The sequence below is a fragment of the Actinoplanes sp. NPDC026623 genome (assembly GCF_040638275.1).
Taxonomy (GTDB): Bacteria; Actinomycetota; Actinomycetes; order Mycobacteriales; family Micromonosporaceae; genus Actinoplanes.
The window spans coordinates 1-21,114 of record NZ_JBEZXZ010000088.1 but is presented as its reverse complement, the minus strand read 5'-3'; the positions used below and the strand labels follow the sequence as shown (position 1 = coordinate 21,114).

Annotated in this window: 20 protein-coding genes and 1 pseudogene; 9 read left to right on the top strand and 12 right to left on the bottom strand. The window is 71.9% G+C overall.

What is annotated here, in order from left to right; all coding sequences use genetic code 11:
- Positions 1 to 18: 18 nt before the first annotated feature.
- Positions 19 to 1,797 carry a proline--tRNA ligase gene (locus AB0F10_RS24515; RefSeq protein ID WP_360629336.1) on the bottom strand — a complete coding sequence of 593 codons (1,779 nt, stop codon included), beginning with the start codon at positions 1,795 to 1,797 and terminating at the stop codon, positions 19 to 21.
- 136 nt (positions 1,798 to 1,933) lie between these two features.
- Here AB0F10_RS24515 and AB0F10_RS24510 point away from each other — a divergent pair, with 136 nt between their 5' ends.
- Positions 1,934 to 2,536, top strand: a complete 603-nt coding sequence (locus AB0F10_RS24510; protein WP_360629290.1) for a hypothetical protein — start codon at positions 1,934 to 1,936, stop codon at positions 2,534 to 2,536.
- Between the two features lie 5 nt (positions 2,537 to 2,541).
- On the opposite strand, the gene AB0F10_RS24505 is transcribed toward AB0F10_RS24510, so the two are convergent.
- Positions 2,542 to 3,624, bottom strand: coding sequence for an AI-2E family transporter (locus AB0F10_RS24505; RefSeq protein ID WP_360629287.1), 1,083 nt, complete (start codon positions 3,622 to 3,624; stop codon positions 2,542 to 2,544).
- A gap of 316 nt (positions 3,625 to 3,940) precedes the next feature.
- Here AB0F10_RS24505 and AB0F10_RS24500 point away from each other — a divergent pair, with 316 nt between their 5' ends.
- Positions 3,941 to 5,320 carry a hypothetical protein gene (locus tag AB0F10_RS24500; RefSeq protein ID WP_360629284.1) on the top strand — a complete coding sequence of 460 codons (1,380 nt, stop codon included), beginning with the start codon at positions 3,941 to 3,943 and terminating at the stop codon, positions 5,318 to 5,320.
- 131 nt (positions 5,321 to 5,451) lie between these two features.
- Here AB0F10_RS24500 and AB0F10_RS24495 read toward each other — a convergent pair whose 3' ends face one another.
- The 3 genes from AB0F10_RS24495 to AB0F10_RS24485 all read right to left on the bottom strand — a co-directional run bounded on the left by AB0F10_RS24495 (position 5,452) and on the right by AB0F10_RS24485 (position 8,182).
- On the bottom strand, positions 5,452 to 6,318 hold the full coding sequence (locus AB0F10_RS24495) for a hypothetical protein (RefSeq protein WP_360629281.1): 867 nt from the start codon (positions 6,316 to 6,318) through the stop codon (positions 5,452 to 5,454).
- 130 nt (positions 6,319 to 6,448) lie between these two features.
- The gene (locus tag AB0F10_RS24490; RefSeq protein ID WP_360629278.1) at positions 6,449 to 7,675 is read right to left on the bottom strand and encodes a calcium-binding protein; all 1,227 of its coding nucleotides are present in this window, start codon (positions 7,673 to 7,675) and stop codon (positions 6,449 to 6,451) included.
- Positions 7,676 to 7,717: 42 nt separating this feature from the next.
- On the bottom strand, positions 7,718 to 8,182 hold the full coding sequence (locus AB0F10_RS24485; RefSeq protein WP_360629275.1) for an Lrp/AsnC family transcriptional regulator: 465 nt from the start codon (positions 8,180 to 8,182) through the stop codon (positions 7,718 to 7,720).
- Positions 8,183 to 8,275: 93 nt separating this feature from the next.
- Here AB0F10_RS24485 and AB0F10_RS24480 point away from each other — a divergent pair, with 93 nt between their 5' ends.
- Entirely contained in the window at positions 8,276 to 9,157 is an 882-nt protein-coding gene (locus AB0F10_RS24480; RefSeq protein WP_360629272.1) for a PhzF family phenazine biosynthesis protein, read from the top strand.
- On the opposite strand, the gene AB0F10_RS24475 is transcribed toward AB0F10_RS24480, so the two are convergent.
- A complete protein-coding gene (locus AB0F10_RS24475; protein WP_360629270.1) occupies positions 9,150 to 9,659 on the bottom strand; it encodes a pyridoxamine 5'-phosphate oxidase family protein in 510 nt (169 codons plus the stop codon). The two genes, AB0F10_RS24480 and AB0F10_RS24475, sit on opposite strands and share 8 nt — an antisense overlap.
- A gap of 132 nt (positions 9,660 to 9,791) precedes the next feature.
- Positions 9,792 to 11,261: a N,N-dimethylformamidase beta subunit family domain-containing protein gene (locus AB0F10_RS24470; RefSeq protein ID WP_360629267.1), complete on the bottom strand. Its 1,470-nt coding sequence runs from the start codon at positions 11,259 to 11,261 to the stop codon at positions 9,792 to 9,794.
- Between the two features lie 199 nt (positions 11,262 to 11,460).
- Between AB0F10_RS24470 and AB0F10_RS24465 the strand changes: the two genes are divergently transcribed.
- The 3 genes from AB0F10_RS24465 to AB0F10_RS24455 all read left to right on the top strand — a co-directional run bounded on the left by AB0F10_RS24465 (position 11,461) and on the right by AB0F10_RS24455 (position 13,923).
- A complete protein-coding gene (locus AB0F10_RS24465) occupies positions 11,461 to 11,817 on the top strand; it encodes a YciI family protein (protein ID WP_360629265.1) in 357 nt (118 codons plus the stop codon).
- Between the two features lie 62 nt (positions 11,818 to 11,879).
- Positions 11,880 to 13,076: a sigma-70 family RNA polymerase sigma factor gene (locus AB0F10_RS24460; RefSeq protein WP_360629334.1), complete on the top strand. Its 1,197-nt coding sequence runs from the start codon at positions 11,880 to 11,882 to the stop codon at positions 13,074 to 13,076.
- Between the two features lie 58 nt (positions 13,077 to 13,134).
- A complete protein-coding gene (locus AB0F10_RS24455; protein ID WP_360629262.1) occupies positions 13,135 to 13,923 on the top strand; it encodes a GNAT family N-acetyltransferase in 789 nt (262 codons plus the stop codon).
- A gap of 3 nt (positions 13,924 to 13,926) precedes the next feature.
- Here the strand turns inward: AB0F10_RS24455 and AB0F10_RS24450 are convergent, their stop codons facing one another.
- Positions 13,927 to 14,937, bottom strand: coding sequence for a hypothetical protein (locus tag AB0F10_RS24450; RefSeq protein WP_360629259.1), 1,011 nt, complete (start codon positions 14,935 to 14,937; stop codon positions 13,927 to 13,929).
- Between the two features lie 30 nt (positions 14,938 to 14,967).
- A complete protein-coding gene (locus AB0F10_RS24445) occupies positions 14,968 to 15,315 on the bottom strand; it encodes a PadR family transcriptional regulator (protein WP_360629256.1) in 348 nt (115 codons plus the stop codon).
- Between the two features lie 120 nt (positions 15,316 to 15,435).
- Between AB0F10_RS24445 and AB0F10_RS24440 the strand changes: the two genes are divergently transcribed.
- Complete coding sequence (locus AB0F10_RS24440; RefSeq protein ID WP_360629253.1) at positions 15,436 to 15,852, top strand: hypothetical protein; 417 nt, start codon at positions 15,436 to 15,438, stop codon at positions 15,850 to 15,852.
- A gap of 238 nt (positions 15,853 to 16,090) precedes the next feature.
- Here the strand turns inward: AB0F10_RS24440 and AB0F10_RS24435 are convergent, their stop codons facing one another.
- Positions 16,091 to 16,468 (bottom strand): DUF6582 domain-containing protein, encoded by a 378-nt coding sequence (locus AB0F10_RS24435; RefSeq protein WP_360629250.1) that lies wholly within the window; start codon positions 16,466 to 16,468, stop codon positions 16,091 to 16,093.
- An 84-nt stretch (positions 16,469 to 16,552) separates the two neighbouring features.
- A complete protein-coding gene (locus AB0F10_RS24430) occupies positions 16,553 to 17,407 on the bottom strand; it encodes an alpha/beta hydrolase (RefSeq protein WP_360629247.1) in 855 nt (284 codons plus the stop codon).
- 73 nt (positions 17,408 to 17,480) lie between these two features.
- Between AB0F10_RS24430 and AB0F10_RS24425 the strand changes: the two genes are divergently transcribed.
- Together AB0F10_RS24425 and AB0F10_RS24420 are read left to right on the top strand one after the other, a co-directional pair.
- The gene (locus tag AB0F10_RS24425) at positions 17,481 to 18,419 is read left to right on the top strand and encodes a TIGR03557 family F420-dependent LLM class oxidoreductase (RefSeq protein ID WP_360629244.1); all 939 of its coding nucleotides are present in this window, start codon (positions 17,481 to 17,483) and stop codon (positions 18,417 to 18,419) included.
- A 72-nt stretch (positions 18,420 to 18,491) separates the two neighbouring features.
- Positions 18,492 to 20,936, top strand: coding sequence for a SpoIIE family protein phosphatase (locus tag AB0F10_RS24420; protein WP_360629241.1), 2,445 nt, complete (start codon positions 18,492 to 18,494; stop codon positions 20,934 to 20,936).
- Here the strand turns inward: AB0F10_RS24420 and AB0F10_RS24415 are convergent.
- Positions 20,886 to 21,114 (bottom strand): annotated as a pseudogene (locus AB0F10_RS24415) (hypothetical protein); the annotation flags it as partial. The gene AB0F10_RS24420 and the pseudogene AB0F10_RS24415 overlap by 51 nt on opposite strands.

Below are 21,114 nucleotides of genomic sequence, written 5' to 3'. Positions count from 1 at the left end.
GCAGGGGCGCGCTCCGGCTCAGTGTGCCAGCAACTCCTCCGGAAGATCGATGGCCACCGGTGCCTCGAGGGCGGCACGCAGGACGGAGATCCGTCGCACGACCTCGGCGACCAGCCCCTCGAGCGGTACGACGGCGGTCTCCCCCGTGGCCCGGTCGCGCAGCTCGGCGGTGCCGCCGGTGAATCCGCGCCGCCCCAGGGTGATGCGCAGCGGCAGCCCGATGAGGTCGGCGTCGGCGAACTTGACGCCCGCGCGCTCGGCCCGGTCGTCGAAGAGCACCTCGACACCGGCCGCCCACAGCTCGTCGTAGCACCGCTGGGCGAACCCGCCGACCGGCGAGTCGAGGCCGTCGAGCAGGGCCAGGTGCACGTGGTACGGGGCGATCGTGACCGGCAGGCGCAGGCCCTTGTCGTCGCGGTTCTGCTCCGCCACGCAGCCCAGCAGCCGCCCGACGCCGATCCCGTAGCAGCCCATGGTCAGCGGCCGGCGCTCACCGGCCCGGTCGAGGAAACCGGCGCCGAGGTCTGCCGAGTAGCGGGTGCCGAGCTTGAAGATCTGGCCCGCCTCGACGCCGCGGGTGGTCGTCATCGGGTGCCCGCAGGCCGGGCACGCGTCCCCGGCCCGCGCGGCCGTGACGTCGGCGACGACGTCGGCCGGGTAGTCGCGACCGGCGTTCACGTTGCGCAGATGGAAGCCGGCCCGGTTGGCGCCGCCGATCAGGTTGGCCGACGCGGCGACCAGGTCGTCCACCACGATGGTGGCGTCGTGCAGGCCGATCGGAGAGCCGTACCCCGGCACCGAACCGATCTTGCCGATCTCGTCCTCGGTCATCGGGCGCAGCTCGGCCGCCTTGACCAGGTTGGCGACCTTGGTCTCGTTGACCTCCATGTCGCCGCGGACGACGACCACGACGAAGTCGGTCTGGAACGTCGCGTCGGCCCGCTCCCGCTCGGCGGCGAGGAAGACGACCTTTGCGGTCTCCGCGGCGGAGACCCCGAGGAGGGCGCACAGCTGGTCGATCGTGCTCGCGTCCGGCGTCGCGATCTCCTCGATCGGCAGCGCGGCCGCCGGTGCCGGGGCCGGCTTGCGGAACGTGGCCACCTCGCGGTTGGCGGCGAAGCCGCAGTCGTCGCAGAGCAGGAGGGTGTCCTCGCCGATCGGCGTCAGGTACATGAACTCGTGCGCCATGCTGCCGCCCATCATGCCGACGTCCGAGAGCACCGCCCGGATCGGTACGCCGCACCGCCGGAAGATGTTGTGGTAGGCGCGGTACTGGGCGCGGTACTGCTCCGCCAGCCCGGCCTCGTCGACGTCGAAGCTGTAGGCGTCCTTCATGATGAACTCGCGCACCCGGATCAGCCCCGCGCGCGGCCGGGCGTCGTCGCGGAACTTCGTCTGCAGCTGGAAGACCAGGCGCGGCAGCTGCCGGTACGACTCGATCTCCGAGCGGCTCAGGAACGTGACCAGCTCCTCGTGGGTCATGGCGAGGACCATGTCCCGGTTGCGCCGGTCCCGGAAGCGGGCCAGCTCCGGTCCGATCTTGAAGTAGCGGCCCGATTCCTTCCACAGCTCGGCCGGGTTCACCACCGGCATCGAGACCTCCTGGCCGCCGATCCGCTCCATCTCGGAGCGCATCACGTCCTCGATCTTGCGGATGGTGCGCCAGCCGAGCGGGAGGTAGGCGAAGATTCCCTGCGCCACCTGGCGAACCATGGCCGCCCGCTGGAGTAGCTGATGGCCCTCGGATTCGGAACGTCCCGGCGCGGTGTGCAGCGTGCCGCCGAACGCATTCGACATCTTCATGACGGTTGTCCTTCATGTTTCAGGAAATGCCCCGCCGACCATTCTCCCCAGCCACAACCCGGCTGTCGCGGCCATTTCCGCTCTGACAAACTGCTGCTGCGAATGTCCGGCGAGGGAATTGAAGGTACACATGCGACGGACCGTCCTGGCGCTGCTGGCCACTGTCGCCGCGATCGCACTGACCCCCGAGCCGGCGTCGGGGTCGTCGCCCGCGCCGCCGCGGTCGTGCGGTCCGGTCCGGCTGACCGGCAGCGCGCCGGTGCCACCGCCCGGCAGGGTGGTGCGCCAGTCGATCTCCATCGGTGACGACTGCCGGGTCGTCACCGGTCCCGTCGAGTTGCTCGCCGCGCCGTCGCGGGCGGCACGGCTCGCCTCCGCGCCGTTCCACACCTACTCCGAGATGTACGACTGCTGCGGCATCCTCATGACGGCGCTCTACACCGACAGCACCGCGGCCTCCACCACGTATTCGACGCACGCCAACCGGGAGCCGTGGGACGCCGGCTGGTCGGTGCGGGCGGCGACGGAATGCGCCGCCGACTGCGCGTCCGGGCGCTACGACCACCACGCCGAGTTCTCCTACCGGGGGATCTTCGACGTCACGGGCGCCTGGTATGACAACGCCCACGACTCCGCCGTCGTGTTCGACGGCGACGGCACGGCCACCTGCCGGCAGACCGTCACGCTGCGGCACTCCTTCATCGGCTGGAACTGGGTGCACGGCTGCGGGTGACGCGATCAATCGGCCGGCACTGCGGCGTTCGCGTCGTCGAGCCGGCCGCGGTGCGCGTCCCACAGGTCCTGGAGCACGACCTGGATGACCCCGGCGACGGGAATGGCCAGCAGCGCGCCGAGCAGGCCGGCCAGCGCGACCCCGATCAGGACGGCGACGAGCACGACGAGCGGGTTGATGTTGACCGTCCGCGACATGATGACCGGTTGCAGCAGATGGTTCTCGGCCTGCTGATAGACGATGCAGAAGACGGTGACCACGATGCCCGCCGTGGTGGAGTGCAGAAACGCCGCCCCGATGGCCACCACGGCGCCGAGGGTCGCGCCGACCAGCGGGATGAGGTCGGTGACGGCGACGAACAGGGCGATCAGGGCGGCGAACGGCACGTGCATGACGAGCAGGACGCCGTAGGTGAGCAGGCCCGCGATGACGCTGATCAGCAGGTTGCCGGAAAGGTAGCCGGTGATGATGCGGGCGCTGGCGGATCCGACGCGTCGCGCGCGTTCCGCGTGGCGATGCGGCGCGGCAGCCAGGGCGGCGTCGATGATTCTGGGCGCCTGCAACACCATCAGGTACGACAGCACGAAGATGGTGGCGACGGCGACCACGCCACTGACGAGGCCGCGAAGCACGCCGAGCGCGGGCGCGCCGAGCCCGCTGACGTAACCCTGCAACTGATCCTGGTGCTCGCGCAGGTAGTCGTCGATGTTGAATCTCGTGATCAACGACCCCATCGGGCCCCGGCCGTGGCGGGCGTCGGCGACCATGCCCGGCAGGCTGTCGGCCAGTTGCGGGCCCTGCCGCACGATCGGGATCACGAACAGGCTCATCAATCCGCCGAGCACCAGCAGCACCAGCAGGTAGACCAGCAGGGTGGCGAGCGAACGGGGTATCCACCGGGCCCGGGCCTCGACCCAGTTGACCACCGGATACACCGCGACCGCGAAGAACAGCGCGACGCCCATCCAGGACAGGACCTCCGCGGCGGCCCGCAGGAACAGCAGCAACAGGCCGGTCGCCAGGACCAACCCGATCGCGGCCAGAATGGTACGGACCGGTACCCGCTCGCGATCGGCGCTCGCATTCATGGCTCCAATATCAACAATATTGGCGCCGAATGCCCGGATACGGGTGGTATCCCGGGCCCCGCACCTCGATTGTCCCCCTTTCAGGGGTCCCCGCCGTCCGTGCCATCGGGAGCATGGTGCCGGGCCGAAGGCGGCGCGCTCGGCCGCCGGACGGTACTCCCGGCCTCCGGCGGGCTGCCGGCCGGCGGCTCGGAGCGGCCCGAGGCGGAGTAGAGGCCGCGCGACCATCACACGTTCATCCGGGCGTCGAGGTCCATTGATCTCCGAGCCGGAGTCTCAGGGTCGACAACCCAGTTCATCCCGAGAGGCTCCTTCCTTGCAGCCACAGCTCATTGGGCGGCTCGTGACGACCGGCGCGGTGCTGGTCGCCGGCGTCGCCGTGTCAGCGTCCGCGTCCGCGGTCTCCAGCGGACCCACGACCGCGCCGACCTCGGCCTCCACCCCGACGATCGCGCTGTCCCCGGCGTACGCGAGCGGGGCCGTCGGCGGTGTCGGCGACCCCGCGGTGACCGCGACCGTGGCGCAGAGCGGCGGCGACGCGAGCCTGCTCACCGTCACGGCGACCGCCAGTTCCAAGACCTCGGTCGCCACGACCGCGGACGTGACCGTCACCGGCACCGGTGGCGCCCGGCGGATCGCGGTGGCACCGCGCGGCCGTGGCTACGCCAACCTGACCATCAAGGTGACCGCGCCCAACGGCAGGTCCGCGACCGCGACGCTGCACTACGCGGCCTCGGCGGCGGTGCAGGACGCGGCGAACACCCGCTACCTGACCGGCGCGAGCGACTCGTCGGCCGCGATCGACGCCGGCAACGGCTACCTGATCGTCGCCGACGACGAGACGAACGTCCTGCGCCTGTACAACACCGCCGGCGCGCCGGTGCGCACCTGGGACTTCTCCGGCAGCGCCGGCGTGGGCGACGAAATGGATCTCGAGGCGGCGGCCCGCACCGGCAACACGATCTACTGGACCGGCTCGATGGGCAACAGCAAGGACGGCGACCTCAGGCCCGACCGCGCCGTACTGTTCACCACGACGATCACCGGCACCGGCGCCGGCACGCAGCTCGCCTACGCCGGGGTCTACAAGGGATTGCGCGCCGACCTGATCGCCTGGGACAAGGCCAACGGCAACCGCTACGGCTTCGCGGCCGGCGCCGCGTCGGGTGAGATCCCCAAGTCCATCGACGGCTTCAACGCCGAGGGCCTCGAGTTCGCGCCGGGAAGCGGAACCACCGCGTACGTCGGCTTCCGCGCGCCGCTGGTGCCGCCGTCCGCCGGCGGCAGGGCCCTGATCGTGCCGGTCACGAACATGGACAGGCTGACCGGCGGCACGCACGCCACGTTCGGCACCCCGATCACGATGGACCTGGGCGGGCTCAGCGTCCGCGACATCCGCCAGACATCGGCGGGCCGCTACCTGATCCTCGCCGGGTCCTGGGCCGCCGACGACAACAGCGACCCGTACGCCCTCTACTCGTGGAGCGGCGTCGCGGGCCAGGCACCGGCGCTGGTCCGCTCGCTGCCCACCGCCGACGCGGGCGCCTGGGAGGCCATCGTTGCCGAGACCGGCGGCCAGGTCCGGCTGCTCGCCGACTGCGGCGCCGCCGACCTCTACGGCGACGGCAGCGACGCCAAGGACCTCTCCCACCCCGAGTGGCAGAAATCCCGCGCGGTCTGGTTCACCGCGAACTGACCGCCACTGCCCTACCCGTGGCCTCGGCAGAGTCGTCGACCTTGCCGAGGCCCACGTCAACAACCCTTCCGGCAGCTCCACACGTCCGACAATTCGACGAGGATGACGAGCAGGCAGCATTCAACGCCGGCTCAGCCGAGCACCCAGTCGACGGTCTGGTAGACGGAGCCGGGCAGCAGGCTGAGCCGGAGCCGGGCCAACCGGGCGTTCCCGCTCACGTCGAACGCCTCGAACTGGTCGGTCTCCTCGCCCGGATTCAGCCAAACGCCTGCCTGCGATGACGCCGCCGCGGACATCCAGCCCGACCCCGGTGCGGCGGCCCACACGAATCTGAACGGCGTCTGGATGGTGCTCGTGCCGACATTCCGGGTGTGTATCCGGAACAGTATTCGGTGGCGGCCGTCGGGCAGCGGCAGCACGGTCGGCTGCACCTCCGGGTCCACCGCCATGGTGGCGGTCACCTCCACCGACTCGCCGGAGTATCGGGCGATGGTCGTCGTCGCGCCGAGCGCGAGTGTCACGCACGGCGGGACGCCCAGTCCATCCCGGGCGATGTCGTTGAACCCCGATGTCGGGTACGGCGGGGTCCGGTCCGCGGGCGGCGAGCATTGTTGTTGCACCGGGAACGTGAAGGATGGAACGGACGGGAAAGTCAGAAGGGCCGCCAGGCTCGATTCGAGGCGCGCCCGGTCTGCCGCGCTGAGCTGATGCGGCGTGGGCCAGGTGGCGACCTGCGCAACCGTCAGGACGACGATGGCCACGACCGGCACGGCGATCAGCGCGGCCCAGTTGCGCCGGACGGGCGTCGCCGCCGGCATCGCACGACCGGGTCGCTCCCGCGGCGGAGCCGGCACCGGCGGAGCCGGCACCGGCAAGGCCGGCTCCGGTTCGGCGCCGGGCCCGCGGCGCGCGGTGAGGACGGCCACGCCCGTGCTGACGGCGACGACGGTCCCGAGGGCGATGAGGGCCGCCCGGCGGACACGGCGTCGCGATGCCATGGTCACGATTACCCCATCGGCAGCCGGCGACCGGAGCTGAGCTCGACCTTCGCCTGCGAACACCTGTCCGATGACCGGGGCCGCCGGCCCGCCGCCGTGCCGCGGCGCGGGCCGGCATTCCGGGGCCGGGCTACTCGCAGTTGACCGTCGTGCCGGCGCGGCCGACGTGGCAACTGTCACCGTCCGCGGTGGCGTTGGCGCCGCCGTCGGCCGCGTCGGTCTCGGTGTCGGATTCGCCGCTGACGATGTCGCCGGTGCCGCGGATGTTGTCGTCGCCGGCCTCCCCGAAGAGCCGGTCGTTGCCGGCGCCGCCGGTCAGCCAGTCGTTGTCGTCGCCGCCGTGGAGGATGTCGTTTCCGAGGTCGCCCTCGACGCTGTCGTTGCCGGGCCCGGCCCAGACGATGTCGTTGCCGGACTCGCCGTAGATGTAGTCGTTGCCGGTTCCACCCTGCACGATGTCGTTGCCGCTGCCGGAGTTGATGTAGTCGTCACCGGCGTCGCCGTAGATCGTGTTGCCGAGGTTGCCCTCCGCGCCGATCAGGTCCTTGCCCGCGCCGCCACGGATGACGTCCTTGCCGCCCCCGCCGTCGATGTAGTTGTCCGTGGCGTTGCCGGTGAGGATGTCGTTGCCGAAGCCTCCCCAGAGGTTCTCGACGTCGGCGGCGATGGTGTCCTTCTCGCCCTTCTCGCCGTCGTTGGCCTTGCCGTCCAGGCTGGCGTTCACCGCCTTCGTGCGGGTCCAGTACAGGGCGTGGTCGCTGCCGGCATCGCCCTGCAGAAGGTCGGCGCCCGCCTGGCCGTCGAGCTCGTCGGCCCCCGCGCCGCCGAGGAGACGGTCGTTGCCCGCGCCACCGTAGAGGTCGTCGTTGCCGGCTCCGCCGTAGACCTTGTCGTTGCCGCTGCCGCCGTTGAGCACCGCGTCTCGGGCGCTGCCACCGATGATGGTGTCGTTGCCGCCGCTGCCGTACCCGTTCATCGGCACGTCGGACCTGTTGGCGACGTAGTCGTTCTTGTCACCCGCGCTGATGGTGACGAGCGCCGGCGCCGACGTGGTCGTGCAGGTCACCTTGGTGGCGTCGCTGCCGACCTTCTTGCAGCCCTTGCCGGGCTTGATGGCGACCCTGTCGTCGATGACGACGGCCTTGCCGGACCGGGTCACCGTGATCGAGTTGGCCGCGCCGGCGCCCGCGGTGAAGGACACCTTGGTGGCGCTGTCCACCTTCGCGGTTCCCGTGGTGGCGGCCTGCGCGGGCGCGCTCAGCGTGAGCGTGGCCAGGGTGGCGGCGACCGCGCCACCGGCCAGCCGCAGCCCAGGCCTCCACAGTCGACTAGAATATTCAGAATGCTGGTAGGTCATAGCGGGCAAGGATAGACGAGCATCGCCACCGGAGATCACCGATTAAACGGGGTACGGCGGCGTCGGCTTGTCCGCCACGATCTCGTACACCAGGTCGGTGGTTATGGAGCCGATCCGGGCCAGCTCCGAGGTGATCGCCTCGAGGTCCTTCATGCCGGTGGCGACGATCTCCATCAGGTAGCAGGACTCCCCGGTGACCCGCAGGCAGCGCACGATCTGCGGGCGGCGCTCCAGGACGCCCGCGACCTTGTCGTACAGCGAGCCGTGCACCTTCATCCGGACGACCGCCCGCAGCGCGTAGCCGAGGGCCTCGGCGTCGACGCGGGCGGCGTACGCGGTGATGACCCGGTCGTGCTCGAGCGCGCGCAGCCGGGCGCGGGTGGCGGAGACGCTGAGCTGAATCGCATCCGCAAGCTCGCCGAGGGTCGCGCGGCCGTCGCGTTGCACGGCCGCCAGCAACGCGTGATCCACCGGGTCCAGGTCCCGCGCGGACCCCGCATTCGCCATCCGACGATATTGCCGCAGATCCGGCGGTGGCCGATAGGTAATTCCGCAAAATCGTGCTGCCGCCCGGTTGCGCCGCGATTGAGACTGGTAGCCATGACCCGCTTTTACTTCGTCGATGTCTTCGCGGACCGTCCCCTGACCGGCAACCCGCTGGCCCTGGTGCCCGACGCCGACGACCTGACCGTGCCGCAGATGCGGGCCATCGCCCGCGAGTTCAACCAATCGGAGACGACGTTCCTGCTCCGGCCCGGCCAGGAGGGTGTCGACCGGCGGCTGCGGTCGTTCACCCCGGCCGGCGCCGAGGTGAACGGTGCCGGGCACAACGCGCTGGGCGCCTGGCTGTGGCTGGCCGACCAGGGGCTCACCGGGGACCGGCCGGCCGTGACGATGCGGCAGCGGATCGGCGCCGACGTCCTCGCCGTCGAGATCCTGCGGGTGCCGGGCGAGCCGACCCGCATCGTCATGGACCAGGGCGCGCCCTCGTTCGGCGGGCTCGTCACCGACGGCGCGCGGCTGACCGGCGCGCTCGGCCTCGAACCGCGGCACCTCGCGTCCGGTGCGGCCGCCCAGGTGGTGTCCACCGGCGTCGCGCACCTGCTCGTCCCGCTCGCCACCCGGGAGGCGGTCGACGCGGCCGTGGCCGAGAGCCGCGAACTCGCCGCGATCCTGGCCGAGGCCGGCGGCGAGGGCTGCTATCTCTACACCACCGCCGGTGACGACGGGGCCGCCGCCTACACCCGGTTCTTCAATCCCACGGTGGGCATCGCCGAGGACCCGGCGACCGGCACGGCGGCGGGCCCGCTCGCCGTCGCCCTCGTCCGGTCGGGGCGGGTGCCGGCCGACCGGCCCGTGTTCATCGAGCAGGGCCACCGCCTCGGCCGCCCGAGCCGCATCCGGGTGGACGTGGCCGGCGACCGGGTACGGCTGTCCGGCTCGGGGCTCGTCACCGCCCAGGGAGAGCTCCGGCTCAGCTGAAGACCCAGCGGGTGGAGGTGGGCGACGTCGCCGTGCTGAGCGAGAACGCCTTAGCCGGCACCACCTCGTACACGTCGTACGGCGGGCCGCCGGCCGTCGGCGCCCCGCCGTCGCAGTGCAGGGCGCCGTCGCGCACCTCGACCTTCCAGCCGTACTTGCCGGCGTACTCCCGGGCCACGCCGCGCAGCCGGGCTTCGTCGCGCACCGGGACGGCCGTGCCCTCCAGCACCACGTCCATCCCGTCGCCCTCGGTCGAGACCGACACCTGCGGGCGGTCGGCGATGTTGCGGGCCTTGCGGGTGTGGCTTCCGGCGCTGAAGTGCAGCGCGCCGTCCACCCAGACGGCGAGCACCGGCATGAGGTGCGGCCGGCCGTCCGGGCGTACCGTCGCGAGCCAGTAGGTGCTCCCGCCGGCCAGCCGCTCGCCGCCCTGTTTCCACGGCGTGGGTGACGCGTCGTTCTCGCTGATGGTCCGCTCACTGACCGGCTTCGCGCTCGACATCTCGCTCCCTCCGCACGGCTGACTACACCACGATTCTAGGGCAATTCGACCCGGCCGCATCTCGTCACGGCGAGCGTCGACCATGGACGAAGAGGCCCGCGCCGGCGCCGTCGCGGCGGAGATCGGGCCGGCCTAGCGCCGCACCATGCGATCGAAGAGGTTCCGCGTCGCGCGCTGGATCCGTACGTCGGTGAACTTCGACTCCACCAGGGCGAGCGGCCAGTGGAAGGTGCCGGCGCAGAACATGATGGTTCCGTCCGGGGTCTGGCAGAGGCTCGTGTTCTGGATCTTCTCGCCCCGGCCCATGCGGTCCAGGTACGGGCTGCGCGAAAGCAGCACCTGCTTGGACTCGTAACCGGTCGGCAGGGCGCGGTAACGGCCGTCGGCCTCGACGGCGACGAGACCGTGGATCTCCGCGCCGTCGCGCAGGCCGGTTCCGGCCCAGAACCAGTGCCCGGCCTTCCTGACGACGAGCGGGACGGGCTCGTGCAGGATTCCGTTGTACTGCACGCCGAGCAGCCGCGCCTCGGCCCGCTCACGGTCGTTGCCGAGGCTGCGCCAGCGCTCGGTGGGACCGACCGCGTCCGGCGCCGGGTCCGGGTCGTCCTTGTAGCAGGTGACGACGCGGCCGGCGACACCCCGCGGATCCGCCTCGACGCGGACGTTCCAGTAGATGTTGTTGGCGGCCAGGAACGCGCAGTGGGTTTTGGTGCGCACCGCGTTCTCCACGACGTCACGCATGGCGCCGGACCAGTACTCGTCGTGGCCCGGGAAGACCAGTGCCCGGTGGCGTCCGGGGTCGACCCGGCCCTGGTGCAGGTCGATGCTGCTCGCGTAGGAGACGTCGTATCCGGTCGCCTCCGCCCACTGCACGGCGGCGACGTCGAGCTTGAACCAGGAGGGCGATCCGGGCCCGGCGAAAGGGCGGTTCAGCGATACCTGGAATGCCCGCTCGGGCTGGCCGCCGACCGACCCGTCGGGCCGGTAGCCGCGGTACAGGTTCTTGCCGGTGTGTCCGTCGGCCGGCCACATGTTGTATGCGGCGTACGTGGTGAACGGAATGACGACCAGCAGGTCCGACCGGCGGCCGTCGTTGCGGACCACGAACGGGGTGCTGCTGCGGAACCCGTCGCGGGATTCGAAGACGGCGAGGAACAGCCCGGAGGTCCAGTCCCCCGGCACCTGGAACGTCCACGCGGGCGGCCACCCGCAGTCGATGAGGCCGGTGGCGGGGTCGGGCACGGGAACGGGCTGCGGCCTGCCGGCCAGCTCCTCGCTGGTGTGCATGAGACGCGCGCCGGCGCCACGGTAGTGCCCGAGGCGGTAGACGGTGACGGTGAACGGCTGGGGCTCGGCCACCGTGACGTGGAAGTCGAGCGACTCGCCGGCGTTCACGGACGTCGCGGACGCGTACCCCTGGATCTGCCGGGCGGTGTCCGACACGTTCCCCGCGACCCGCCAGGCCTCGGTGCCCTCGTGACGGTTCTCCCGGCTCGCCCGGTTGGGGAACGCCCGGATCCGGCTGGCGCTCGCGGATCGCGCGTACGCAACCAGACCCGCCGCGCCGACCGAGAGCAGTCCGATCAGGGAGCGCCGTCTCACGGAGGTCAAAGCTGTCTGCCCTTCAGGTAGCGAGCGCTGTAATCGGCCATGAACACGGCGTAGGCAGATGGACCGCCACGAATGCCACCACGGCAGGCGCGAGGCTAACATGATCTTCAAAATGAACATGTGTCGATTTCGCGCGGGCCGTTCGACATAGAGGCGTAGGACGATCGTGGTGGAGTGAGGGAGGAAGACCATGACGCAGTACGCGGTCCTGATCTATGCGGCGGTTTCGGCCGACGGTGCGGACACCGGGCCGGAGGACCTTCAGACGCACGATCGGCACGCCGTGGAGCTGGAGGAGTCCGGCTGCCTCGCGGCCGCCTTCGCGCTGGAGCCGAGCGCGGCCGCGACGTCGATCCGCGGTGATGTGGTGACCGACGGACCGTTCGTGGACGCCAAGGAGGTCGTCGCGGGCTTCTACGTCATCGACGCGCCCGACCTCGACGCCGCGCTGCGGATCGCGGGCCGCAACCCCGCCGTCCGGCAGGGCGGTGGCGTCGAGGTCAGGCCGGTCGCGGGCGGCTTCGTCCGCCCGCCGGCGCACGGATGACGGACCTGCGGGTGGACGTCGGATCGACGGTCGCCGACGCGCACCGTCGCGGCTGGGCACTGGTGCTCGCCGCGACGGTCCGCGTCACGCGGAATGTGGACCTGGCCGAGGAGTGCGTGCAGGAGGCGTACGCGGGTGCCCTCGCGGCCTGGCCCGCGGACGGCGTGCCCGCCAACCCGATCGGGTGGCTCACCACGACGGCCCGGCGCCGCGCGATCGACGCGATCCGGCGGCACGAGGTGTACCTCGCCAAGCTCGCGCTGCTGTCGCGCCCCGACGAGCACGAGCCGGAGCCGGCCGAGCCCGACCCTGGGCCGGAATGCGTCGTACCCGACGAGCGGCTGCGGCTGATCTTCCTGTGCTGCCATCCCGCGCTGGCACCGGACGCGCAGCCGGCGCTCACGCTGCGGCTGGTGTGCGGCCTGACGACCAGGGAGATCGCCCACGCGTTCCTGGTCCCGGAGCCGACGATGGCGGCCCGGCTGACCCGGGCGAAGAAGAAGATCTCGGCCGCCCGGATCCCCTTCCGGATTCCCCCCGCGGACGAACTCGCCGGCCGCCTCGGCGCCGTGCTCGGGGTGATCCACCTGCTGTTCACCACCGGGCACACCGCGCCGGTCGGCACGGCGCTGGTCCGCGCCGGCCTCACCGACCAGGCACTGCACCTGGCCCGGACGCTGCGCGACCTGATGCCCGGCGAGCGGGAGGTACGCGGGCTGCTCGCGCTGCTGCTGGTCACCGACGCCCGGCGCGCCACCCGGGTCGACGCACACGGCCGGCTGGTGCGGCTGGAGCAGCAGGATCGTTCCCGGTGGGACCGCGCCGCCATCGCCGAGGCGCACGACCTGATCGTCGACGCGATCGGCGGCGTCCGCCCGGGGCGATACGTGCTGCAGGCCGCCATCGCGGCGCTCTACGCGCAGGCGCCGGCCTTCGAGCAGACCGACTGGCCGCAGATCGTGACGCTCTACGACCACCTGCTGCGGGTGTGGCCCTCGCCCGTCGCGGCGCTCAACCGCACGGTGGCGCTGGCGCGGGTCGACGGCCCCGGCGCCGCCCTGCTGGAAATCGGGCGGCTGGAGCACGACGGCCGGCTCGCGGGCTACCGGTATCTTCCGGCGATCAAGGCGGATCTCCTGCAACGGCTGGGGCGGATCCCCGAGGCGGGGGTCGCCTGCCGGCAGGCGCTGGACCTGACCGCGAACGAGACCGAACGGGAGTTCCTGACCGGGCGCCTGGCCGAGCTCGATCTACCGTAGGGCGGGCGCGACCCAAAACCGCTTGCCGCCTCGTCCCCGGTCATGCAGCGTGGCGGCAATGATCGACTCTGAGAGCCTCCTCGCGGCCTACGACGACCAGCTCCGTACCGACGCCGAAACGCCGAACGCGGTTTCGGTCACCCGGCACGGGCCGCTGCGCCTCGTGACCTTCCCGGGCGGGCGTGGTTTCGTGACCTACCACGACCTCGGCGGGGCCGACGCTCCCGCGATTCGGCGGCTCGTGCCGGAGGCGCTCGCCCATTACCGCGCGGACCCCGGGATCGGCCGGGTCGAATGGAAGACGCGCGGGCACGACCACGCCCCCGGATTGCACGAGGCGCTGCTGGAGAACGGTTTCACCCCCGGCGAGCCCGAGTCGATCATGATCGGCGAGGCGCGGCTGCTGGCCGTCGACGTTCCGCTGCCCGAGGGCGTGACCCTGCGCCGGATCACCGGGGAGCCGGACGTCCGCGCGATGAGCGCGATGCAGGACGAGGTCTTCGGCGAACCCGTCAGCGAGGAGATGGCGACCGCGATCCTGCGCCGCCTGGCTCTCGACGACGGGATGGAGTTGTGGGTCGCCGAGGCCGGGGGCCGGATCATCAGCGCCGGCCGGCTCGAGCCGGTGCCCGGCACCGAGTTCGCCGGGATCTGGGGCGGGGCCACCCGTGAGGAGTGGCGCGGCCGCGGCATCTACCGGGCGCTGACGGCCGCGCGGGCCCGTTCCGCGCTCGGCATGGGCAAGACGCTCATCAACAGCGACTCCACCGAATTCTCTCGCCCGATCCTCGAGCGTTCCGGCCTGGTCAAGGTCTCGACGACGACGCCGTACGAGTGGCGGCGATAGGGTTCAGGCCTTCTCGGCCCGGCGGCCGAGCTCGACCAGCGCGCTCAGCCGCTCCCAGCGGTTGAGCGCGACGGCCGCCAGCGCGAACGCCAGCACCGGTGTCGCCAGCAGGATCGCCCACTGGAACGGGCGCAGCAGGATCGGCGAGGGGAACTGCTGGCTGGAATACATGAAGCCGGCGAAGCCGTAGGTGACCAACGCGGCGATGGCGGCCACCGGGGCGGTCAGCGCCAGGATCCGGCGGCGGACCGGACCGCCCTGCCGCCACCACGCCCACCCGGCCAGCGCGGCGGCGACCAGGTAGAGCGGCCCGGCGAGCCGGAACGGGAACTGACTGCTCAGGGTGGTCCGGTACAGGAAGCCGGGAAAAATGCTCAGGCCCTGGTACTGGTCGGCGGCGTTGCCGGCGACCGCGACCGCCAGCGCCGCGCCGAACAGCCAGACGCCGCGCGGCGCGGCGACCCGCCCGCCGCCGGCGAGCCACGCCGAGCTGACCGCGACCACCAGCGCCAGCGTCACCAGCCAGCCCGCCCGCAGCACCTGGCTCGGCGAGTAGTCGTACCACTGCGCGACGTGGACGGTCTCGACGACCGCGCCGGCCACCGCGGCGCCGGTGGCGACGCGGCGCAGGCCGGCCGACGCCAGGATGAGCACGGCCGCCCAGGCCGCCGGCCGGGCGAACTCCAGCGGCTCCACTCCGGGATAGAAGGTCAGGCCGGGCAACAGCCGGCGGACCCCGACGGCGAGCAGGAGCAGCGCACCGACGAGCTGGACCGCGTGGGCCGCCCGGCGCCACGCGTCGCCACCGGAGTCCCCGGCGCACCCGCGAAGGCGAACGGCCAGCGCGTTGACCAGAAGGTCGGCGCGGTCCCGGACGCTCGGCCGGCGCTGCCCCGGCTCGGCCGCGGCCAGCAGCACACCCACCATCTCCTCCTCGTATTCCCGCCGGTGTCGCAGCGGGTAGGCGGTCATCAGGCGGCGGTAGCGGCCCTCGAGCTCGTCGTGCGCGGTCATCGACTTTCGTCTCCAGTCGTCATCGGGGTCCTAGGCCGGCGCGTTGCCGAGCCGGATGCGGCGATCGCGGAGCCGCCGGTCGGCGACCGTCGCCTGTTGCAGCAGCCGGGCGCTCTCGTCGGCCAGCCGCCGCTCGCCGAGCGCGGTGAGCCGGTAGTAGCGCCGCAGCCGGGACTGGACGACCTCTTCGCGCTCGACCTCGATGAGTCCGTCGCCGCGCAGCCGGTCGAGCGCGGCATAGAGCGTGCCCGCCCGCAGCGTGACCCGCCCGTCGGTGATCCGCCGGACGTCCTCGATGACGGCGTAGCCGTGCTGTGGCTCGGCCGCGAGCGCGGTGAGCACCAGGAAGGTCGGCTCGCGCATGGCCGGATCAATCATGCGCGCCAGCATATACAGATAGAAGGTATATACAGAAGCCCCGGTGTTGCGGCTGACTGGCAGGCTGGATCGGGGCTGCTTCTCCGGTGGCCAAGAGCTTCTACCCCTGGAGTGGCCACAATGGAGGATGTCTGGGTCGTCGCACCGGGCGACGCGGCCGGGAGGATCAGGCTGACGCTGCGGACCGGTCCGCCACGGCCGCTCGCGGCCACCCTCACCGAGGCGGAGCTGGCGAGCGTGGCGGACGTGCTGCCGCAGGTCGCCGAGGCGGTGCGGCGCGGCGAGTTCAGCAGGATCCGGCTGGGAACGGCGTTTCGGAACGCGATCGGCCGCGATCCGTTCCGGCAGGCGACGGGGTCCCCTCCCCGGAAGGGGATGTTCGCCTGGTGGCTCGACGTCGCCTACGTCGTCGTCGGTCTCACCTTCGCCGCCGGCAACAGCAACCCGTGGCTGCGGCTCGCCGGCTGGTCGTTCGCGGCGATCGCCGCCGGCGACCTCGCCGGGCACGCCTGGCGCCGGCGCCGGCGCCGGACCTGAGCTGGCCGTCGTCATCCCGGCACAGACCGCGCTCGCCCGGTCGGACCGGAAGCTCTTCTTCCGCAACCAGGCGGCGTTCAAGGTCGTGGCGGCCGGCGCGGAACACGACATCGCCATCCGCAAGGTCGACGAGGACCTGGTCCGGCTGGCGCTGGTGAAGACCGTCGCCGCGCAGGCCGGCAGCTGACCTCGACGTCGCCCGCGTATTTCCGCCCGGCGGGATGCGCCGCTGGCGGAGTCAGCGGTTCTTCAGGGCGCGGGCCAGCTCGGCCTTGGTCATCTTGGAACGGCCCTTCACGTCGCGGCGCCGCGCCTCGGCGTACAGCTGGTCCCGGGACTCGGCGGGCTTGCCGGCGGGCTTGCCGAGCTCGCGCCAGGTCGTCTCGGTCATCTCGACACCGAACTTCTCGGCGGCCCGCTTGATGCGCCGGAACGCCTCGTCGCGCTCCCGGTCGGTGACGTCCTGCACCTGGTCGAACCGGGCGATCGCGTTCCGCACGTGCTTCGCGTCATTGAGCGGTTCCTTGCGCACCCGGGGAAACGCGAAGGTGTCGTCCCGCAGGGCGTTCCGCTCGCCGGCGTCCAATTCGTTCGAGCTCTGCTTCCTGGTAGCCATGTCAGCCGGATACCCGGCGCCGGCGAACTCATGCCGGCGGCGGTGCCGTGGAGGAACCGCCTGCGCCCTAGCGTTGGGGCCGCGCTACAGGAACTTGATCAGTGCCGTGGCGAGCGCCTCGGGATTCTCCTCCGCAATGTGGTGGCCCGACTCGATCGGGGCGCCACTGAGGTGCTCCGCCCATGGCCGCCAGATCGCCAGCGGGTCGCCGTACAGGTCCTCCAGGTCGTCCCGGGTCGACCACAGCAACAGGGTCGGGCACCGCACGGTGCGCCCGGCCCGCCGGTCCGCCTCCTCGTGGTCACGATCCACTCCGAGGCCCGCCCGGTAGTCCTCGAGCATGGCCCGCACCGTCGCCGGGTCGTGGGTGGCCTGCCGGAACTCCCGATGGTTCTCCGCGCCCATGAGGTCCGGGTCGGCGGTGTACCAGGCGTCCGGGTCCGCGAGGATCGCGCGTTCCGGCCGGTCCGGCTGGGCGAAGAAGAACCAGTGGTACCAGTCGTGTGCGAACTTGGCGTCGCAGCGGGCGAGGGCCTCGCTGATCGGCACCCCGTCCATCACGACCAGCCGGGTGACGGCCTCGGGATGGTCCAGCGCCATCCGCAGCGCCACGTAGCAGCCACGGTCGTGTCCCACGACGGCGAACGCCGGATGGCCCAGCGTGCGCATCAGCCGCACGAGATCCCCCGCCACCGCGCGCTTGGACTGCTGCGAATGGTCCGCGCGCAGAGCCGCCTTGCCGGACTGCCCGTAACCCCGCATGTCGGGGCATACCACCGCGAAGCCGTGATCCACCAGCCGCGGCGCGACACGGTGCCAGGTGGAACCGGTACGCGGATGGCCGTGAATCAGCAGGACGGGCGGGCCGGTGCCGGCCCGCCGTACCCGCAGATCGACGTCCCCGACGGACACCCGCTCGTCGACAAAGCCCTCGAACATGGCCGGGTCAATACCCACCGGACGGCCGGCGGACACAACGCATAGCTGACCGATTTGCGGGTATCGGGGTGGGATGCGAATCGGCTATTTCCTGTCCTGCGAGGAATACACCCCGGCACAGTTGATCGAACAGGCCCAGCTGGCCCAGGACGCCGGCTTCCAGGGCCTGTGGATCTCCGACCACTTTCACCCGTGGAACGACGAGCAGGGCGAGAGCCCGTTCGTCTGGTCGATGCTCGGCGCGCTCAGCCAGGTTGTCACCATCCCGGTCACCACGGCCGTGACCTGCCCGATCATGCGGATCCACCCCGCGGTCGTCGCCCAGGCGGCGGCGACCAGCGCGGTGCAGCACTCCGGTCGCTTCGTGCTCGGCGTGGGCACCGGGGAGGCGCTCAACGAGCACATCACCGGCGAGCGGTGGCCGTTCGCCGACGAACGCCTGGAGATGCTCGAGGAGGCCGTGCAGGTGATGCGATCGCTCTGGGAGGGCGGCTTCGTCAACCATCGCGGGCGCTACTACACCGTCGATCAGGCCCGGGTCTACACGCTGCCGCCCACGCCGCCGAAGGTCTACGTCTCGGCGTTCGGGCCGAAGGCCGTCGAGACGGCGGCCCGGATCGGCGACGGCTACATCTCCACGATGCCCGACGCGGACCTGGTACGGCAGTTCCGGGACCTGGGCGGCGGCGACAAGCCGGTGCAGGGTGGCTTCAAGGGCTGCTGGGCGCCGACCGAGCGGGAAGGGGTGGAGACGGCGCACCGGCTGTGGGCCAACAGCGGGCTCCCCGGCGAGCTTTCCCAGGTGCTGCCCTCACCGAAGCACTTCGAGCAGGCCTCCCGGCTGGTAACGGAGGAAATGACCCGGGACGCGGTGGCCTGCGGTCCCGACCCGGCCAAGCATGCCGCGCGGCTGCAGGCGTACGAGAAGGCCGGTTTCGACGAGGTCTACGTGGCCAACATGGGTCCCCACTACCGGGAGCTGACCGACCTGTACCGCCGCGAGTTCCTGTAGCAGCAGCGGCGGGCCGATCGGCGCGACGGCGTCGGCGCTAGGCTGGCTGATGACACGTCGCTGGGAGTGACCATGAGTCTTGATGGGCCGGAGGTCACCCTCTCGATGGATCTGCGGGCGCTGCTCGACGCCGACCCGCACGGCTGCGCGCTGGCGCGCTCGGTGCGGGACGCGGACGGCGCCATCGTCGACTTCACGCTGGTCTACCTGAACGAGGCCGGCTGCCGGTTCCTGCAGCGCCCGCCCGAGGAGCTGATCGGCCACCGCTACCGGGAGTTGTGGCCGGACACCGTCACCGACGGCACGCTGCCGCTCTACCGTCGCGTGGTGCAGGACCGGCTGCCGGCGGTACGCACCGTGTACTACGACCGGGCGAGCGTCTCGGGGCATTTCGAGTTCCGGGTGGCGCCGTTCGGCGACGGGTTCGTGGCCCGGTTCGTGGACCTGTCGAAGTTGACCATGGGGTCGCAGACGCGCGGCGGCACCCGGCTCTACCAGGCGCTCGACGCGGCGTTCGACGGGTTCAGCCTGCTGCGCACCATCACCGACGACACCGGGGCGGTCGTCGACTTCGAGCGCGAGTACGTCAATCAGGTCGGCGCGAAGCTGGCCGGCAGCACGGTCGAGGATCTCGTCGGCCAGCGGATCCGCGAGATCGCGCCGGGCACCATCGAGCACGGCCTGTTCGGCCGGATCCGGGAGGTCGCGGGCGGCGGCGAGCCGTGGCAGGACCAGCTCACCACCCCCGGCACCGGACAGGTGTGGGAGTTGAAGGTCGTCCGGGTGGACGACGGCATCGTCGCGGTCTCCTACCGCGACGTCACCCAGCAGGTCGGCCACCAGCAGCAACTCGAGCGCAGCGCGGCACAGACCAGCGCCGCCGCGGACCGGACCGAGGCGCTGCAGACGGTGACGGCGGCGCTGGTCGCCGCGAGCACCCCCGACGAGGTGTTCGTCGCGCTGGGCTCCGTGGTGCGCCCGTCGGCCGGCGGGCACGGCATCGCCGTTCTGCTTCTCGATCAGGGCCGGCTCGTCCTCGGTTACCACGACGGCTACGAGGATCACGTCGTCGAGCAGCTGAGCGAGGTGGAGCTGTCGCACCCGTACCCGGCGACCGACGTGGCCCTGACCGGCCTGCCGCGTTACCTGTGCTCGCCGGAGGAGTTCGCCGCGGCGCAGCCGGATCCGCGTACGGCGATCTCGGGTGGCGGCCGGGCCGCGTGGGCGTTCCTGCCGTTGAGCACCGCCGGCCAGGTGCTGGGCACCCTGGTGATCGGCTACGGCCGGCCGCGCGCCTTCGACGACGACGAGCGGGCCAACCTGATGGCGTTCAGCCAGCTGGGCGCGCAGGCGCTGCAGCGGGCCCTGCTCTTCCAGGCGCAGCTGTCCATCGCCGGCGACCTGCAGCGGGCGCTGCTGCCGACGGCGTTGCCGCGGCTCGACGGCGCGCGGCACGCGGTGCGTTACCTGCCGTGGATGCGCGGCGCGGACGTCGGCGGCGACTGGTACGACGTGATCCAGCTCGGCCCGGACACCGCGGCGATCGTCATCGGCGACGTCGCCGGGCACAGCCCGCAGGCGGCGGCCACGATGGGGCAGCTGCGCAGCGCGCTGCGTGCCTACGCCGCCGACGGGTACGGCCCGGCGGCGGTGCTCGAACGGGCGAACGCGCTGATCCTGCGATTCGAACCGCACGCGATGGTGACCTGCTGCTATCTGGAGCTGCACCTGGGCGAGGGCACCGCGACCGCGGCGCTCGCCGGGCACCCGCCCCCGGTGCTGCGCGCGCACGGCGAGTCCGGCCCGCTGCGCCTGCGGACCGGGCCGCCGCTGGGCCTGCGCAACGCCAAGTACCTCGACTCGACGTTCCTGCTGCCCACCGGATGCAGCCTGGTGCTCTACACCGACGGCCTGGTCGAGGACCGCCGTTACACCCTCGACCGGGGGCTGGCGGAGCTGTGCGCGGCGATCGACTCGGCACCGGACGACCCCGAGCTGCTGCTGCAGCACGTGCTCGAAGGCGATGTCGGGCCGAGCCCGCGCCGCGATGACGTCGCGATCCTCGCGCTGACCGTCGACGCGACGCCGTCGTCGGGTCCCCGCACGGCCCGGCGGCGGTTCCGCAGCGAGGCCACCAGCGCCACCTCCGCCCGCCGGTTCACCCGGGACATCCTCGCCGCCTGGGGGCAGGATCAGCTGTGCGAGGACGCCTGCCTGCTGCTCGGCGAGGCCATCGTCAACGCGATCCAGCACACGACCGGGGACGTCGAGGTCCGGATAACCCTGGACCGGCGGCTGCGCTTCGAGATCATCGACGGCAGCAACCGCCACCCGCAGTTGCTGCCCGTCGACGCCCGCAGCGCGTCCGGCCGCGGCATGCACATCATCGACGACATCGCCGACCGCTGGGGTTCGACGCTGCTGCCCAGGGCGGGCAAGACGGTCTGGTTCGAACTGGCGCTGCCGTCAGCCGCCCGCGATGAGCGCGACGGAGCGGCCGGCACCCTCCACCAGTGACCCGTCGCCGGTGCGGGCGTAGGAGTCGGCGGCGGCGTCCGCGAACTTGATCGCGTGGGCGTCCCCGGAGGCCACCGCGCGGTCCATCACCTCCTCGATGCCCGCCGCCGCGCGACCGCGGGCCGCGTCGAGCCCCGCGCCGGGCGCGTAGGCGGCGGTGACGGCGGCCGCGGCGGCC